Source organism: Trinickia sp. NRRL B-1857 (assembly GCF_050470685.1).
GTDB lineage: Bacteria > Pseudomonadota > Gammaproteobacteria > Burkholderiales > Burkholderiaceae > Trinickia.
Window position 1 is genome coordinate 1,612,362 of record NZ_JBFLUK010000011.1, and the last position, 16,313, is coordinate 1,628,674.

The window sequence follows — 16,313 nt, forward strand, 5'->3', positions numbered from 1 at the left end:
TTGCAGTCGGTTGCGGTCAATCACGCCAAGCCGGCGCGCGTTTTTCGAGGAACGACGCGACGCCTTCGCGCCCCTCTTCGCTCGCGCGGATCCGTGCGATGCGGCGGGCGGTATCGTCGATCAAGGCTTCGTCGAGCATGCGGTCGGCGACGTCTTGTACGAGACGCTTCGATTCGCGCACGGCCTGCGGACCGTTCACGCACAGCGCGGCCGTGATCTTTTGGACGGCGCTATCGAGCATATCGGCCGTAGCCGTTTCGTGCACGAGCCCCAGGCGTTGCGCGGTCGCGCAATCGAACGGCTCGGCCGTCGTGAAGTAGCGGCGCGAGGCGCGCTCGCCGAGCGCACGGACGACATACGGTGCGATCGTCGCGGCGATGAGACCGAGACGCGCTTCCGAAAGGCAGAACCGCGCGGTATCGACGGCCACGACGATATCGCACGCCGCGACCAGGCCCACGCCGCCCGCGAAGGCATCGCCCGACACGCGGGCCACGACAGGCTTGGAGACGCGATAGATGGCCGCGAGCATATCGGCGAGACGCCGTGCATCGACCCGGTTCTCCTCGTCGGAGAACGTCGCCATCTTCTTCATCCAATTCAAGTCGGCCCCCGCGCAAAACGCAGGACCGTTGGCCGCGAGCACGATTGCGCGCACATCGTCGCGCGCATCGAGCTTCGCGAACACCTCGGTCAGCTCGGCGATCGTCGTTTCGTTGAAGGCGTTGCGCACGTCGGGGCGATTGAGCGTGACCGTCGCCACGTGCCCCGCGAACGCCACTTGCAGCATGCTGTATTGCATTGACATTGATCGTCTCCGTGAGAAGGACGATGCCTTACATTCTGAACACGCCGAAGCGCGTCTCTTCGATCGGCGCGTTCATCGCCGCCGACAGCCCGAGTCCTAAAACGTCGCGCGTCTGCGCGGGATCGATAACACCGTCGTCCCACAGCCGCGCGCTCGCGTAGTACGGGTGCCCTTGGTGCTCGTATTGTTCGCGAACCGGCTTTTTGAACGCCTCTTCTTCCTCGGCGCTCCATGTCCCGCCCTTCGCTTCGATACCGTCGCGCTTGACGGTGGCGAGCACCGACGCGGCCTGCTCGCCGCCCATCACCGAGATGCGCGCGTTCGGCCACATCCAGAGGAAGCGCGGCGAGTACGCTCGGCCGCACATGCCGTAATTGCCTGCGCCGAACGAGCCGCCGATGATGACGGTGAACTTCGGCACCTTCGCGGTCGCCACGGCCGTGACCATCTTCGCACCGTTGCGCGCGATCCCTTCGTTCTCGTACTTGCGGCCCACCATGAAGCCGGTGATGTTTTGCAGGAACACGAGCGGAATCTTGCGCTGGCAACACAATTCGATGAAGTGCGCGCCCTTCACGGCCGATTCGGAGAACAAGATGCCGTTGTTGGCAATGATGCCGACGGGGTGCCCCCAGATGTGGGCGAAGCCCGTGACGAGCGTCGTGCCGAAACGCGCCTTGAATTCGTCGAATTCCGAATCGTCGACGATGCGGGCGATGACCTCGCGTACGTCGAACGGCTTGCGCGTATCGACGGGAATCACGCCGTATACGCTTTGGGCGTCGTAGCGCGGAGGCTTGGACTCGCGCATCGCAACGCTCGGTTGCTTCGTGCGATTGAGCTTGCCGACGATGCCGCGCGCCAATGCAAGCGCGTGCGCATCGTTTTGCGCGAGATGATCGACCACGCCCGACAGCCGCGTATGCACGTCGCCGCCGCCGAGATCTTCCGCGCTGACTTCTTCGCCCGTCGCCGCCTTCACGAGCGGCGGGCCGCCCAGGAAAATCGTGCCTTGGTTCTTGACGATGATCGACTCGTCGCTCATCGCGGGCACATACGCCCCGCCGGCCGTACACGAGCCCATGACGACCGCGATCTGCGCGATGCCCGCGGCGGACATGGTCGCTTGATTGAAGAAGATACGGCCGAAGTGATCGCGATCGGGAAACACGTCGTCTTGATTGGGCAGATTCGCGCCGCCCGAATCGACGAGATACACGCAAGGCAGCCGATTCTCCGCGGCGATTTCTTGCGCCCGAACGTGCTTTTTCACCGTCATCGGGTAGTACGTGCCGCCCTTGACCGTGGCGTCGTTGCAGACGATCACGCACTCTTGCCCGGCGATCCGGCCGATGCCGGTGATGATGCCGGCGCCCGGCGCGGCGTCGTGATACATCGAGAACGCGGCGAGCTGGGAGAACTCGAGAAACGGCGTACCCGGATCGAGCAGTTGCGCGATGCGATCGCGCGGCAGCAGCTTGCCGCGCGAGACGTGCTTGTCGCGCGCGGCCTGACCGCCGCCTTGCGCGAGATGGGCCACCTTCGCGCGCAGATCGGCGACGAGCGCGTCCAGCGCGGCGGCGTTGGCTCGGAACTCGTCCGAGCGCGGGTTCAACTTGCTTTCGATGATCGGCATGGTGCGCGATGCTCCGTCACGAGGGTTGATTCGGCATCAAAGCGTTTCGGCGAACAGCTCGCGGCCGATCAACATGCGGCGCACTTCGCTCGTGCCCGCGCCGATCTCATAGAGCTTCGCGTCGCGCCAGAGGCGGCCGACCGGATACTCGTTGATATAGCCGTTGCCGCCGAGGATCTGGATCGCTTCGCCGGCCATCCACGTGGCTTTCTCCGCCGTGTACAAAATCACGCCCGCGCAGTCCTTGCGCACCTGGCGCACGTGGTCCTTGCCGAGCGTATCGAGCTGGCGGCCGACCGCGTACAGATAGGCGCGGCACGCTTGCAGCGTCGTGTACATATCGGCGACCTTGCCTTGGATCAGTTGGAATTCGCCGATCGCTTGGCCGAATTGCTTGCGATCGTGGATGTACGGGACGACGGCGTCCATGCAGGAGAGCATGATGCCGGTCGGGCCGCCGGCCAGCACGGCGCGCTCGTAATCGAGCCCGCTCATCAAGACTTTCACGCCGCCATGCAGTTGACCGAGGATGTTTTCCTCAGGCACTTCGACGTCTTCGAACACCAGTTCGCCCGTATGCGAGCCGCGCATGCCGAGTTTGTCGAGCTTTTGCGCAACGGAGAACCCTTTCATGCCCTTTTCGACGATAAAGGCCGTGATGCCTCGGGCGCCCGCTTCGACGTCCGTCTTTGCGTAGACGACAAGCGTGTCGCAGTCCGGGCCGTTCGTGATCCACATCTTCGTGCCGTTCAGCACGTAGCGGTCGCCGCGCTTATCGGCGCGCAGCTTCATGCTGACGACGTCCGAACCCGCGTTCGGCTCGCTCATGGCCAACGCGCCGACATGCTCGCCCGACACGAGCTTGGGCAGGTACTTGCTCTTTTGCGCCGGCGTGCCGTTGCGATGGATCTGATTCACGCACAGGTTCGAGTGGGCGCCGTACGACAGACCGACCGAAGCCGACGCGCGCGAAATCTCCTCCATCGCGATCATATGCGCCGTATAGCCCATGTTCGCGCCGCCGTATTCCTCCGACACCGTCATACCGAGCACGCCGAGTTCGCCGAACTTGCGCCACAGATCCATCGGAAATTGATCGTTGCGATCGATCTCGCCCGCGCGCGGCGCGATTTCCTTCGCCGCGAAGTTGGCGACGGCGTCGCGCAGCATGTCGATGTCTTCACCGAGCGCGAACTGCAAACCAGGCACATTGCTCATGAACGTCTCCTCGAATTCGGATGGTGGCCGGATGCGGCCCAACGAGCGGCATAGCGCTCGATCACCGCGCATTTCACGCCACATTTACGTATGCGTCAATAGTTTTCTTGAGGAAAGCTCATATTTTTGCTGCGCCATCTGGATACGGGTTTGCGGTGCTAATATCCGGCCCAGCAATCAAGCGGGTGCGACGAATTTGAACACGACTCAGACTGGGGAAGAAACGAAGACCGACGCAGGCGGCGCCCGACGCCAGCCCGCGGGGCGCAAATCTCAGCAACGCGTGAAGGACATCCTTCAGGCGGGGCGCGAGGTGTTCTCCGAAAAAGGTTACGAACGCGCGACCACCGCCGAAATCGCGCAACGGCTCGGCGTCTCGGAGGCGACCGTGTTCAGTTACTTCCGCGGCAAGCGCGAGCTGTGCGCACGGGTGATCGCCGACTGGTATGACGAAATTATCGCGGCGATCGAAACCGGCCTGCCCCGCGAGGGCACCCCGCGCCAGCAGTTCGCCTTCATCTTGCGCACTCACCTGCGACTGATGTTGGTGCACGGCACGGGCATGTGCTCGCTCGTGTTGTCGGAAGGCCGCGCGAAACACCATGAACTCAGCGCCGAGCTCACCGCGTTGCAGCGCCGCTACACGGCCCCGCTGATGCGGGTGCTCGCCCAGGCCCAGCAGTCGGGGCAGATCCGGACCGATTTGCCGCTGCGGCTGATGCGCTCGATGGTGTTCGGTCCCGTGGAGCACGTTCTGTGGGACGCGGCGCTCGCGCATCGGAGTCCCGACATCGACGTCACGGCCGACCGTTTGATCGATATCCTGTGGACGGCGCTTCAGCCGCCGGCGCCCGCCGTGGCGGCATTGGTGCAACTCAGAAACGATCTCGGGGAAGCGATGCGGCGCTACGAGGCGAGCGTGTCCCAGCCGAGCGCCGCGGCCGAAGCGGCTGCCGGCACGACCGACAAGCGCAAGCACAAGCGCGATAAAACCGACGATTGAACGCGGCAATCGCGCAGGCAACCCTCTCGGGGCACTTGCCCAATGCGGACGGCACGACTATCGTTTGGTTTCCTTATCCTTGTCCCATTCGATGACTACCCGCCTCACGCCTGAGCTCGCCTCGAAATTCGCCGCCTTGGCGTTATCTCATCTGACCCGCGAATACCCCAACAAGCTCACGCACTCCCTGGCGGGCCCTCAAGACGTCCGTTCGCCGCGCGAGCTGCACCCCATCTTCTACGGCAGCTACGATTGGCATTCCTGCGTCCACGGATACTGGCTGCTGCTGCGGCTGCTCGATCGTTACCCGGCGCTGCCGCAGGCGCAACAGATCCGCGACGTGGTCAACGCGCATTTCACCGAAGCCAAGGTCGCCGGCGAACTCGCATATTTGAGCCTTCCTCACAATCGCGGTTTCGAGCGGCCCTATGGGTGGGCGTGGCTGCTGGCGCTTGCCGGCCAATTGGACGGCATGCGCTCGCCCGAAGCGGCACGATGGTCGAGCGTGCTGGCGCCGCTTGCCGATGCCATCGTCGACCGATTTACGGAATTCCTGCCTAAAGCGACCTATCCGCTGCGCGTGGGCACCCATTTCAATACGGCGTTCGCCCTTGCGCTAGCTTTGGATTTCGCGCAGGCAACGGAGCGCGCCAAGCTGGAAGCGCTCATCGAGGAAACGGCCTGGCGCTGGTATAAGCGCGATATGGATTGCCAGGCATGGGAGCCGGGCGGCGACGAGTTTCTGTCGCCGGCGTTGATGGAGGCGGAACTCATGCGGCGGGTGCTGCCGCACGACGCTTTCAGCATATGGTTCGAACGGTTCTTGCCTCGCCTTGCGCAACAGGAGCCGGCGACGCTATTCACGCCGGCCGTCGTGACCGACCGCACCGACGGAAAAATCGCGCATCTCGACGGACTCAATCTGAGCCGAGCCTGGTGCCAGCGCTCGCTGGCAGGCGCCTTGGCCGACGGCGACGTTCGCAAAGCATTGCTCGAGGATTCCGCGGAAACGCACCTCGATGCGGCCCTTGCCCACGTCGCCGGGGACTACATGGGCGAACATTGGCTGGCCACGTTCGCCTTGCTCGCCCTCGAAGCTTGATCGACGCGGATTCGCGATCGCCGGCGCAGTGGCCGGCCGGGGCGCCCCTTAGCCCCTAGCCGGCGCGTTCACAGCATAGCGACGACGCGAACGTTGCCGCTATCGGTGGAGGGGACGACCTTCTCGCCGACGCGGCGGAACGTGATCGAGACGGCCCCGTCGCCCACGCGCAAATTGCGCACTTCGAGCCAGTCGATCCCTTCCGGTAGCGCGGGCTGGTCGATGCGCACTTCGCCACGCTCGGCATCGACCGTCACGCCGAGACACGCCTCGAGCATCATGAACGGTGCGCCCGCGGCCCACGCCTGCGGCAGGCAAGCCACCGGGTATGCCGTGGGCGGCTCGCCGCGCCTGCGCCCCAAGCCGCAAAAGAGCTCCGGCAGCCGCATATCGAAACTGACCGCGGCTTCGAACAGCGCTTGCAGCAAGTGCACGGCGGCTTGCTTGTTGCCGTAGCGGGCCAATCCCCGCGCGCACAGCGCGTTGTCGTGAGGCCACACCGATCCGTTGTGATAAGCCATCGGATTGAAGCGCGCTTGACCGGCCGCCAACGTGCGTACCCCCCAGCCCGTATGAAAGAGCGTCGATTGCAAGTGCCGCGCGACGGCCTCGCCGCGCGCCTTCGTCGGCAGTCCGAATGCCAGCAAGTGACCCGCATTCGATGCCAGCACGCGGCATAGCTCGCCGTGCCCATCGAGCGCGATCCCGTAAAAGTCGGCTTCAGGCATCCAGAACAATGCTTCGACGCGCTCGCGCAGCGCCGTGGAACGCGCAGCATATTGCGCCGCGTCTTTCGTCAAACCGCGCTGCGACGCGAATTGCGCCATCGTGTCGAACGCCGCGCATGCGTAGGCCTGAACTTCCACGAGCGCGATCGGGCCTTCCGGGAACCGCCCGTCGGCATGAAACACCGAATCGTGGCTATCCTTCCAGCCTTGGTTCGCCAACCCGCGGTCCGACTCGCACCGGTAATCGACGAGCCCATGGCGGTTCTTGTCGCAGACGGTCGCCACCCACTGCGCCGCCCGTTCGAGCGCGGGCCACAGTTCGGCGATGAGCGCATGATCGCCCGTGCGCGCGGCATAGGCGCCCGCGAGGACGATGAACAGCGGCGTGGTATCGACGCCGCCGTAATACAACGCGAACGGCACCTCCCCGGTCGCGGCCATCTCGCTCTTGCGCATCTCGTGCATGATCTTGCCCGTGGCGGCGTCGCGGAACTTGGAGTCCTCGCGCGCTTGATGCTCGGCAAGAAAACGCAACACGCCGCGGGCAAGCCAGGGCTGCAACCACAACGTCTGCAACGATGTGACGACAGCATCGCGTCCGAACGGCGTGGAAAACCACGGAATCCCCGCGTATGGGTAAGGCCCCGTCGGCAAATCCGTCGTAAGTAAGCTCAGATCGGCAAACGAGCGATCGAGCCACGCGTTGAACAGCGGATTGCTCGAGCGTAGCCGCGCGGTGGCATGGCGGCGCTCGCGCATCGACAAGTGCGCATTGGCCAGCGCCGCACGCACTGCCGCCCGGCCCACGCGCGGAGGGACGGCATCGATCTGCGTGAAATGCGCGGGGCGCGAGCTATGCGGCGGCTGTGCGACTTGCGCGCCGGGCGGCTCGATATTGCCCGCGCCGGCCACCGTTTGCGTATGCGCGGCCACGGACAAGTAAATCGATACGCAGGCATGCGCCGATAACTGCACCGTGTAATCGGCTCGATCTTCGAACAGATGATCCGGGGCGGGTGCGAATGCGATATCGACCGTTCGGCGGACTCGATCCAATCCGACGTAGGCGAGCTTGACCTCGTCGCCGCTCACGTGTGTCGGTTCGACCGTGCCGTGCTGCGTTCGCTTCAGGCCGCGAACTTCGAACATGTCCTTGAAATCGCTGCCGAAGGAAATCGACAACGGCACGACCGCATCGCTGAAGCCGTAGTTCGTCAGCGTAATCGCTTCGTACAGGACCGTGCCGCAGAGCACGCGCAACCGCTCGACGTGAATGACGCCCTCGGGCGTGCCCTCCCCGCCGAGCGGCGGCAGCGGACGATTCGTCAAATGCGCGGTGAACGAGGTGTTGTCGCTGCTGACGTTACCGGAGAGCAACGAAGGCGCGCGCCCGCCGAACGTCAAGCGCAGTTGCGAGAGCATGCGCGTGTCGTTGACGAATAAGCCGTCGTCGATGCCGTTGATATCGCCGAGCGGATCGTTGACGACGAACGTATCGCCCGACTTCAGTACGTATTGGCTCGTACGTGCGATATACGGATGCTCGGGCGCGATGAACGCGCCGTCGGGATCGCTATGCAACGGGGAGCCGGTTTGCGTGGGGATATCGGTCAGTGCGTCGGTATCGAGCATCGTCTTCTCTCCGGTCGGTTGGAGTTGGCGCTTCGCCACTTTACCGCGTCGGCTCGTTGGGCGCTCCGTTTGAGCCCCTGCCTCGCGGCCGTTCGCTTGCTCCGATTGTACGAAGCGGCGCGTGGGCGGAACAACAGGCGCGGCGGATCTCGCTTCGTGCCTGATGAGCCGCGCAAGCGCGGTGCCTGCGTATCGCGCTAATCGCCGTCACGAATGAATTCGTCGATATGGCGGTTGAACGCGCTCGGATGCGCAAGGTTCATCCCATGCGACGCCCCGCGTATCGTATGCCGCCGGACATCGGGCAGCCACCCTTCGAGCATGCCGACGTTGCGCCGAAAGAGCTCCGGGCTCTTTTCTCCGTCGATCAGCATCGAACGGCATCGCAAACTCCAGGCGGCTTCACGCGTATAGGCCGGCAACGGGTCTTGGAATTGGAGCGGCAACGTCAGGGCGTTGTCGATCGCCATCGCGCGAAAGGCCGACGGACTCTTGGCCCAAGAGCCGACGCGGCTCACCGAATCGACGAAGAGCTGCAAGCCGGCCTCTAAGTCGCCCTGCTCGACGAGTTGCGCCGCCCGCGCGCGCAGCGGGTTGACGGTATCGGGAAACGTGCCCTCGCGCTCGCCGGGTGCCCATAGCGGGCCGCCGGGATCGGCGAGCGTCAGCGTGCGGAGATGCTGCGGATGGCGCGCGGCCAATTGGAAGGCGACCGCACCGCCGCGCGAATGCGCGACGACGTGTGCGGGCCCGCCGCCCAGTCGCTCCAAAAACTGCGCGAGTTCGTCGGCATGCCGGCTCCAACTGAACGGCACCGTGCTCGGCAACGGCGCGATAGGCCAGTAGTGCGTCAGGCTAACGGCCACGCAGCGATAACGCGCGGCGAGCCCCGCGAGCTGCGGCTGCCAATATCGATAGTCGCAAAGCGAGCCGTGTACGAAGAGCAAAAGCGGCCCACTGCCTCGCTCGACGTAAGGCATTCGTAACCCGCCATCCAATTCGATGAAGCGCACTTCGTCGTCGGGAACGACGGCGGCGCGGCCGATCGCGGCCGATCGGGCGGTCATCGCAACGCTTCGGCTCATGCGTCGAACCGCAATTCGACTTCGATCGGTTGCCCCACGGCAAGCGTATCGCCGGCGCCGGCGACGACGATCGCGTTCTGACCGAACGTGACGGCGCCGTCGAGTCGGCTGTCGCCGCGATAAGTGCTCATCGTATCGGTCGGCTCGTTCGGCCAACGCGGATCGGGCGCGCCGCGCGCTTGATCGATCGTGGGAATCGGGCAACGCGAACACGGTTTGACGATGCGCAGCAGCACGTTGCCGTCGGCCGCCGCGATGCTGAGCGTATCGGTGTAATCCTCTTCGTATGCGTCCACGCCCGCCAGAACGACGTTCGGTCGAAAGCGGTTCATCGGGATCGGATCGACGCCTTTGCCGCTCAAGCGCGCGTTCAGATCCGCGAGCGACGCTTCGCCGATGAGCAACAGCGGGAAACCATCGGCAAAATGGACGCCAGCCGTGGCATCGCCGGTCCATTTCCGGCTCGCGAGGCGCTCCACATTAGGGTTGAACCGCACCAAGCGGACCGAGGCCCCGAGGAAATCCGAGAACCAACGCGCCGCGTCGTCGCCCGCATCGAGCGCCGTCAACGTATCGCTCCATACCGTCACCGTAACCGAGGGCGCACCCGCCAATTCCGCGGCGTCCAAGGCGAGCGTGAGCGTTGGCATTCCAGGCGTGCCCACCGCGAGCCCATCGCCGTTCAATTCAGGCCGAACGAGCGCTAGCGCAGGATGCGTACGCTGAGTGACGAACCGCCCTTGCGCATCCACCAGCATCCAATCGCGGTCATGCTCGAGACCGTGAGAAGTCAAACGAACGGTGTCGAGCGAAATACCGCCGCACGATTTGATGGGATAGACGTTGAGTTGGCTGATGGAAGGCATGACGAAGCCCGAGCGGGCCGAGGCGAATAAGCGAACGCCGATGGTAACACCGCATCAAGGCCGACGTTGTTACGTGGGCAAGGGGCCTTGCCCGGCTTCCGACTACTGGAGGAACGACGCCGAATCGACGCAATCGGCAGCCGCCCCTGCCCCGCGCACGGCGCAGGTCAACGGCTCGTTGGCGACACGCACGGCAAGCCCCGTCACCTCGGCGAGCCGCTGATCGAGATTGGCCAGCAGCGCGCCGCCGCCCGTCAATACGATGCCGGTGTCGGCGATATCGGTGACGAGTTCGGGCGGTGCGTTCTCGAGCGCGTTCTTGACCGCCCCGATGACAGCCTTCAGCGGCACGGCCAGCGCCTCGGCAACGTCATGATTCGAGAGCTCGATCGTGCGGGGCAAGCCGTCGCTGAGACTGCGGCCGACAGCGCGCATGCATTCGCGCGGCACGCTTGCCGTCGCCGTACCGATCGTTTTCTTGACGAGTTCGGCCGTCTGATCGCCGATGATCACGCCGTAGATGCTGCGAACGTGTCCGATGATCGCCGCGTCGAACTGATCGCCGCCCACGCGCACCGAACTTTGATACGCGATGCCGCCCAGCGAGACGATGCCGACTTCCGTCGTGCCGCCGCCGATATCGACGACCATCGAGCCGCGCGCTTCGGCAACGGGCAGGCCGGCGCCGACGGCCGCCGCCAGCGATTCGCCGATCAGCGTCACCTTGGCCGCCCCGGCTGCGATCGCCGCCTCGCGGATCGCACGCCGCTCCACGGCCGTTGCGTTGGACGGGACGCAAATCGTGAACTCGGCTCGACGCCCGAACAGCGAGCGCAGCCGGGCCATATCGACGAATTCGCGGAACATATGCTCCGCGGCGGAAAAGTTGGCGATGACACCGTGTCGCATCGGCCGGACGGCCTCGACGTTGCCGGGCGAACGTCCGATCAGCTGTTTAGCTTGATCGCCGACTGCCGTCACTTTGGTTCGACCCGCCTCGGCCGACCGCTGAAAGCAGACTACCGACGGTTGATTGAGCACGATGCCCTGCCCGCGTGTGTAAATGAGGGTATTCGCGGTGCCGAGATCGATCGCCACGCTTTGCGGGAACAGTCGATTGAAAAATGCAGGATGCGACATCGTTGACTCTCTCATGGATGACAACAACGGCATGCGTCCCGTCATGACGGGCGAGGCGCTGGTGTGCTCGTTGCGGGTAGCGCGGTCGGGCCGATGTCCCCTTTACGGCAATAAAGTGCCTAACTTTAGGGGTCGGTAGATTTTTCTTGTTGTGCACCGCCGCACTTACGCTTCGTTTGGACGCCGGCAGCTCAACGTGTCACAACGACGCGCCGTGCGCTGCATCACGTGGCATCCTTCTCGCTGGCATCCGGTTTTCCCTCGCCCGCCTCCTCGCCTATGCGTACGACGTTTCGACGACTGGTTCTCTTGGCTTGCATGCTGCGTTACGGCGCAAAGCTGCTGTGGTCCGCCGCGCCGCGTGAGGACAGAGCGCGCTGGTTCGTGCACCTTGCGTCCCGCTTACATGCGGTCGAGGGCTCGCGCCAGATGCTGCATACGGCGCTCCCGCGCCTCGCGCCGCTCGTCAGTGCGTTCGCCGTACAGGCATTGGCCGATCGAGAGAGCGTCGGGCGCTCGATCCACGACGCACTTGCTCGGCTCGGCACCGTGGAAACCGCGCTGGCGCAGCCCCTGCCGCCCGGCGAAGTCGTTCCCGCGCTCGCCAAAGCCATGGGACGGCCGCCGGATACGGCGTTCGCCTCGGTAGAGCTCGTACCGCTCGAAAGCGGCATCGCCGAGCAAATTCACGTCGGGCTATTGCATGCGCGCGAAAAGGCCGACCGTCCCGACGGCGGCTTCGACGAAACCGCGATCAAACTGCTGCGCGTTAAGGAAGTGGAGCATTTGGGCGACGACATCGCCGTGCTCGGCTGGGTTGCGCGATTGCTCGAGCGCCTTTCGCCCGGCGCGCGCGAACTGCAACTGCATGCTCTCGCCCAAACGTTCGCAGCCGAAGTCCAACGCCGCTTCGATCTGCGCACGGAGGCAGCCAACCTGTCGCAGACGGGACGCCATTTCGTCTCGGATGAACGCGTCATCGTGCCCGAGGTCGTGTGGGCGCTCAGCACCGACGACGTCCTCGTCATCGAACGCATCGAGTCCGTCGCGGTCACCGATATCGACGTGCTGCGCACGCGTGGCGTCGATCTCGAAGCCTTAGCCGAACGGATCGTCGAAGTCGTCGTCGAACAGGCGTTCTCCCACGGCTTCTTCCATGCGGCGCTCGATGCCGGGCGGCTACGGGTCAGCCTCGACGCTCGGACATTCGGCAGGCTCGTGTTCGGCGAGGGAAAGATCATGGCGACGCTGACCGAGCCCGAGCGCGAGTTTTTCATTCATGGGGCGAGCGCGCTGTTCGACCAGCAATACGCGCGGCTCGCCGCCATGCATCGTGAAGCGGGCCATGTCGCACCGAGCACCCGAGACGAAGTGTTATCCGCTGAATTGCGCACGCGGGCCGAACCGCATTTCGCGGCGCGCAGCGAGGATCGCTCGCCGGCCGCGTTGCTCGGACACCTGCTCGGCGCCGTCGAGCCGTTCGATGGCAGGGTCTCGCCCGCGCTTGTCTTGGCCCATCAGGCACTCGTGCGCGCCGAATCGCTCGCCCGCACGCTGGCGCCGGGATTCGATGCATGGCACATCGTCAGAGGCACGCTCAAGGGGCTCGCCCGCGAAGACATCGGCCACCGCGGTTGGCTCAAGCGGCTCGCGCGCGAGCTGCCGCATCTATCGGCGATGCCGCGTCTTCCCAACCTCCTCGTGCATCGGCTGCAACGGCTGTTCGTGGACCAAGAACCGCACGAAACGGCGATCTTGGTCGCGCAGTTGCGCCACGAGCAGCGCGTGACCCGGCGCCTGCTCTGGGCCTGCGCCATGACGGGCGCGCTGCTCGGCATTGGCGTCGTTTGGCTCGCCCGGTGAATCGCCGCATTCGGCGAAAACCGTTCGTCAGTCGGCCGTGTCGGCTCCTTCGGGCACGCGCGCTCTAACTTCCGGCCGCGGCTGCGGCGACCACGATGGCCGTGTTTTCGCGCCGGAATCGACGACGACCAAGTAGCGGCCGGCCCAGGGTGTCACCGCTCGATCGCGGTGCAACACCCAGAGCGCGAGGCCGGCGTCGGCCATCGCTTGATAGTCGGCATCGAGCACGCCGAAATGGTCTAAAAACCGGTCGAGCGAACCGGGTATGCGCACGCACCCCTTCGAATGTCGGATTCCAAGCAACGGTTCGAGCCGATCGGGGTCTGTCGCGTGCATCTGAAAGCGCATAGAGGAAACGCCGCCCTTTCCCCATCCGCGCACGGCATCGTTCCAACCGAAATCGAAAATCCTCATATCGCGCGCGCCGTATCCTCGAATGCCGTTTTCGTTGAGCGTCCCCTCGGCGCGGTAATCCATATTTTGCGGCGTGTGCTCGAACACGCCGATCGGCGTCACGAAATGGTCGTATCGGCCCGGCCAGCCCGTCGATACCGGCGAGGCGCCGATCAGCGTCCAGGCATTGGCCGCGTCGCCTCGAAAATAGATGAACAGCGCTTGCACGTTCGGATTGCGATCGACGAGAACGACGTATTGCCTCGACAACGCGCCAAGCCCTTTTTCCGCCAACGCGGCCTGTAGACGACGTCCATACGCAAGTTGATCGGCGGGCGGCACCGACAACCGCCTTGTCACCACGCTATCGAATTGACTGCTGAGCTTGAGCGCGTCGCGTGGGTCCAGGTGCGCGGCGACATCGGCGGCGTGACGTGCCGCACTAGCCACCGCGGCGGACGCGGCCGATGCCGCTTCGGCCGCCGATGCTGCCGATGCTGCGGAAGCAACCGATGCCGAAGAAGCGGCCGACGCGGGCTTTGCGCCGGGATTGGAAGCCGCGCCGGATGCCGCCGACGCCCCGGCGGCGCTCGCCGCGAGCGCCATTGTGGGCGAGCCGATCGCGCCGCAGCCGATCATACAGCCGATGATCGACGCCGCCGCGCGAGTCACGCCCCTCGTTAGATACGATTTCGACTGCCGATTTCGATTGGGTCCTTGAATGCCTTGAATGTTCTTCGACGAGCGGTCGTGCCCCTGTGCCGAGCGCCGGCCGGAAAGCTTTGCTTCTGTCATTAACGCGATCCGTAGAAAGTGCTTGCCTCTTAACAAGCCAAGCAACTTCCGTGCTTGCGCGTCAATGCTTAACGGCACCGGCCGCCGCATCGTCGATGTCGGGCGCTTCGACCACGGCGAGCGGTAACGTTACGGTCAAGGCGAAGCCCTCGCCCGGCGCCGTGGCGACGCTCAACTCGCCGCCGAGTCGCGCGGCCCGCTCCCGCATACCGATCAGTCCGAACGACTTGCGACTGCGCCGAGCATCGGGCAGCGCGCCGCGGCCGTTGTCGCTAATCTTGACGATGCAAAACGGCTCATCGCGTGCAATTTCGACCTCCGCCTCGCTTGCCCCCGAGTGGCGGGCGATATTCGTCAGCGCTTCTTGCACCATTCGAAACACCTCTGTTCCGCTATCGCGGTTGAAGGCGACTTCGTTGATGTCGAGCTGCGCGTTGACCGCAATACCATGTCTGGCGGAAAACTCGTGGATGAACCAATCGATGGCCGGAATAGGACCGAGATCGTCGAGCATGACCGGGCGCAAATCGGCGGCAATGCGGCGCACCGACGCGACGAGTTGGTCGATAAGCCCATAGATGCTACGCAATGCACCCGTCGCATGCTCATCGAGCTTGCCTTCGATGGTCCGCTCGAAGCGGCCCATGTCGATCTTCATCGCCGTGAGCAACTGCCCCAGATCGTCATGCAATTCGCGGGCGATACGCGTCTTTTCTTCTTCGCGAATGTGTTGAATGTTCGCCGATAACCGTTGCAACTCTTCGCGCGATTCGCGCAGCGCCTCATCGGCACGCCGCCGATCCGTTACATCGAGGATCCAGCCGACCATCCGGTAGGCTTTGCCCGAAGTATCCCAGAGCGCTTGAGCGCGCGATTGAATCCAGCGATATTCGCCGGCGCGGGTACGTACACGGTATTCGATATCGTAAGGGTGCCTGTCTTCGGTATGCGCTTTGAGTGCAAGCATGACCCGCTCGACATCGTCGGGATGAATGATGTCGTAATGCGCACGCATCGAATTGGGCAACTCGTCCTCGTCATGCCCGACGATCTCCCTGAAATGCGGCGATAAATACATTTCGCCGGTCCGCGGATTCCAGTCCCACAGGCCCGCGCTCGCGCCGCTAACCGCAAGCTGGAACCGCTCCTCGCTGGCTGCGAGCGCGGTCATCGCACGCTTGCGCTCGATCGCATAGCGGATCGCGCGGCTCAGCAGGGCCGCTTCGATCTCGCGTTTGAGCACGTAATCTTGCGCCCCTTCCTTGATCGCCACGAGACCGACCGAAATGTCGGCCAACCCCGTCAAGACGAGCACCGGCGTATCGGGGGCGATCTGCCGAAAACGCCGAAAGGTATCGATTCCATTTCCGTCGGGCAAGCCGAGATCGAGCAATACGACGTCGAAGTGCGTACCCTCGGCTAACCTCAGCGCGTCGCGCAGCGACTCGGCACGCTCTAGCGTGTGCTCGAACTCGCTGATGTCGACAAGGGCCTCGCCAATGATCAACGCATCGGTCGGACTGTCTTCAACGAGCAGAACCTTGACGGATGACGGGGTATTCAAGAGCGCACGGGTGGCAAAGTGACGACGCCGAACCAGAAATCACTGATGCTGCGTACGACGTCGATAAATTTCGAAAAGTCGACAGGCTTGGTGATGTAGCAATTGGCGTGCAGACAGTACGATTTCACCACGTCCTCCTCCGACTTCGAGGTGGTCAGCACGACGACGGGAATGTTGCGCAGTTCCGGGTCTTGCTTGAGCTCGTAAAGCACTTCCCGGCCGCTCATGCGCGGCAAATTCAGATCGAGAATGATGAGCCCCGGGCGCGCCGGCTCTCGATCGGCATATTTGCCGCGCCCCTTCAGATAGTCCATTGCGTCCACCCCGTCCTCGACAATGTCGAGCGGATTGAGGACCTTGTATTGCTCCATCGCTTCTCTCGTCAACATGACGTCCGTGGGGCTGTCTTCGACGAGAAGGATGTGGACGAGCTTACCGCTGTCATCGCGTAGCATGAGCAACACTCCCAAGACCGATGCA

13 protein-coding genes are annotated in these 16,313 nt (G+C 64.1%); 3 read left to right on the top strand and 10 right to left on the bottom strand.

Going from position 1 to position 16,313, the window contains the following annotated elements; genetic code table 11:
• Positions 1-16 precede the first annotated feature (16 nt).
• Genes AB1286_RS27535 through AB1286_RS27545 form a run of 3 tightly spaced genes read right to left on the bottom strand, consistent with a single transcriptional unit; the run spans position 17 to position 3,662 of the window.
• Complete coding sequence (locus AB1286_RS27535; RefSeq protein WP_430367343.1) at positions 17-802, bottom strand: enoyl-CoA hydratase/isomerase family protein; 786 nt, start codon at positions 800-802, stop codon at positions 17-19.
• A 34-nt stretch (positions 803-836) separates the two neighbouring features.
• Complete coding sequence (locus AB1286_RS27540) at positions 837-2,444, bottom strand: carboxyl transferase domain-containing protein (RefSeq protein WP_430366371.1); 1,608 nt, start codon at positions 2,442-2,444, stop codon at positions 837-839.
• A gap of 36 nt (positions 2,445-2,480) precedes the next feature.
• The gene (locus tag AB1286_RS27545) at positions 2,481-3,662 is read right to left on the bottom strand and encodes an isovaleryl-CoA dehydrogenase (protein ID WP_430366372.1); all 1,182 of its coding nucleotides are present in this window, start codon (positions 3,660-3,662) and stop codon (positions 2,481-2,483) included.
• Positions 3,663-3,858: 196 nt separating this feature from the next.
• Here AB1286_RS27545 and AB1286_RS27550 point away from each other — a divergent pair, with 196 nt between their 5' ends.
• Positions 3,859-4,665: a TetR/AcrR family transcriptional regulator gene (locus AB1286_RS27550; RefSeq protein WP_430366373.1), complete on the top strand. Its 807-nt coding sequence runs from the start codon at positions 3,859-3,861 to the stop codon at positions 4,663-4,665.
• A 91-nt stretch (positions 4,666-4,756) separates the two neighbouring features.
• Entirely contained in the window at positions 4,757-5,767 is a 1,011-nt protein-coding gene (locus tag AB1286_RS27555) for a DUF2891 domain-containing protein (RefSeq protein ID WP_430366374.1), read from the top strand.
• A gap of 68 nt (positions 5,768-5,835) precedes the next feature.
• Here AB1286_RS27555 and AB1286_RS27560 read toward each other — a convergent pair whose 3' ends face one another.
• From AB1286_RS27560 to AB1286_RS27575, 4 genes are all read right to left on the bottom strand, one after another.
• Complete coding sequence (locus tag AB1286_RS27560) at positions 5,836-8,127, bottom strand: amylo-alpha-1,6-glucosidase (RefSeq protein WP_430366375.1); 2,292 nt, start codon at positions 8,125-8,127, stop codon at positions 5,836-5,838.
• A gap of 197 nt (positions 8,128-8,324) precedes the next feature.
• Positions 8,325-9,107: an alpha/beta fold hydrolase gene (locus AB1286_RS27565; RefSeq protein ID WP_430367344.1), complete on the bottom strand. Its 783-nt coding sequence runs from the start codon at positions 9,105-9,107 to the stop codon at positions 8,325-8,327.
• A 101-nt stretch (positions 9,108-9,208) separates the two neighbouring features.
• Entirely contained in the window at positions 9,209-10,078 is an 870-nt protein-coding gene (locus AB1286_RS27570; protein ID WP_430366376.1) for an MOSC domain-containing protein, read from the bottom strand.
• 102 nt (positions 10,079-10,180) lie between these two features.
• Entirely contained in the window at positions 10,181-11,218 is a 1,038-nt protein-coding gene (locus AB1286_RS27575; RefSeq protein WP_430366377.1) for a rod shape-determining protein, read from the bottom strand.
• A 279-nt stretch (positions 11,219-11,497) separates the two neighbouring features.
• Here AB1286_RS27575 and AB1286_RS27580 point away from each other — a divergent pair, with 279 nt between their 5' ends.
• Positions 11,498-13,081 (top strand): ABC1 kinase family protein, encoded by a 1,584-nt coding sequence (locus tag AB1286_RS27580; RefSeq protein ID WP_430366378.1) that lies wholly within the window; start codon positions 11,498-11,500, stop codon positions 13,079-13,081.
• Positions 13,082-13,108: 27 nt separating this feature from the next.
• Here the strand turns inward: AB1286_RS27580 and AB1286_RS27585 are convergent, their stop codons facing one another.
• From AB1286_RS27585 to AB1286_RS27595, 3 genes are all read right to left on the bottom strand, one after another.
• Positions 13,109-14,113: a L,D-transpeptidase gene (locus AB1286_RS27585; RefSeq protein ID WP_430367345.1), complete on the bottom strand. Its 1,005-nt coding sequence runs from the start codon at positions 14,111-14,113 to the stop codon at positions 13,109-13,111.
• Positions 14,114-14,330: 217 nt separating this feature from the next.
• The gene (locus AB1286_RS27590) at positions 14,331-15,833 is read right to left on the bottom strand and encodes a PAS domain-containing protein (protein ID WP_430366379.1); all 1,503 of its coding nucleotides are present in this window, start codon (positions 15,831-15,833) and stop codon (positions 14,331-14,333) included.
• Positions 15,830-16,288, bottom strand: coding sequence for a response regulator (locus AB1286_RS27595; RefSeq protein WP_430366380.1), 459 nt, complete (start codon positions 16,286-16,288; stop codon positions 15,830-15,832). Before AB1286_RS27595 ends, AB1286_RS27590 begins: the two co-directional genes overlap by 4 nt.
• Positions 16,289-16,313: the final 25 nt, after the last annotated feature.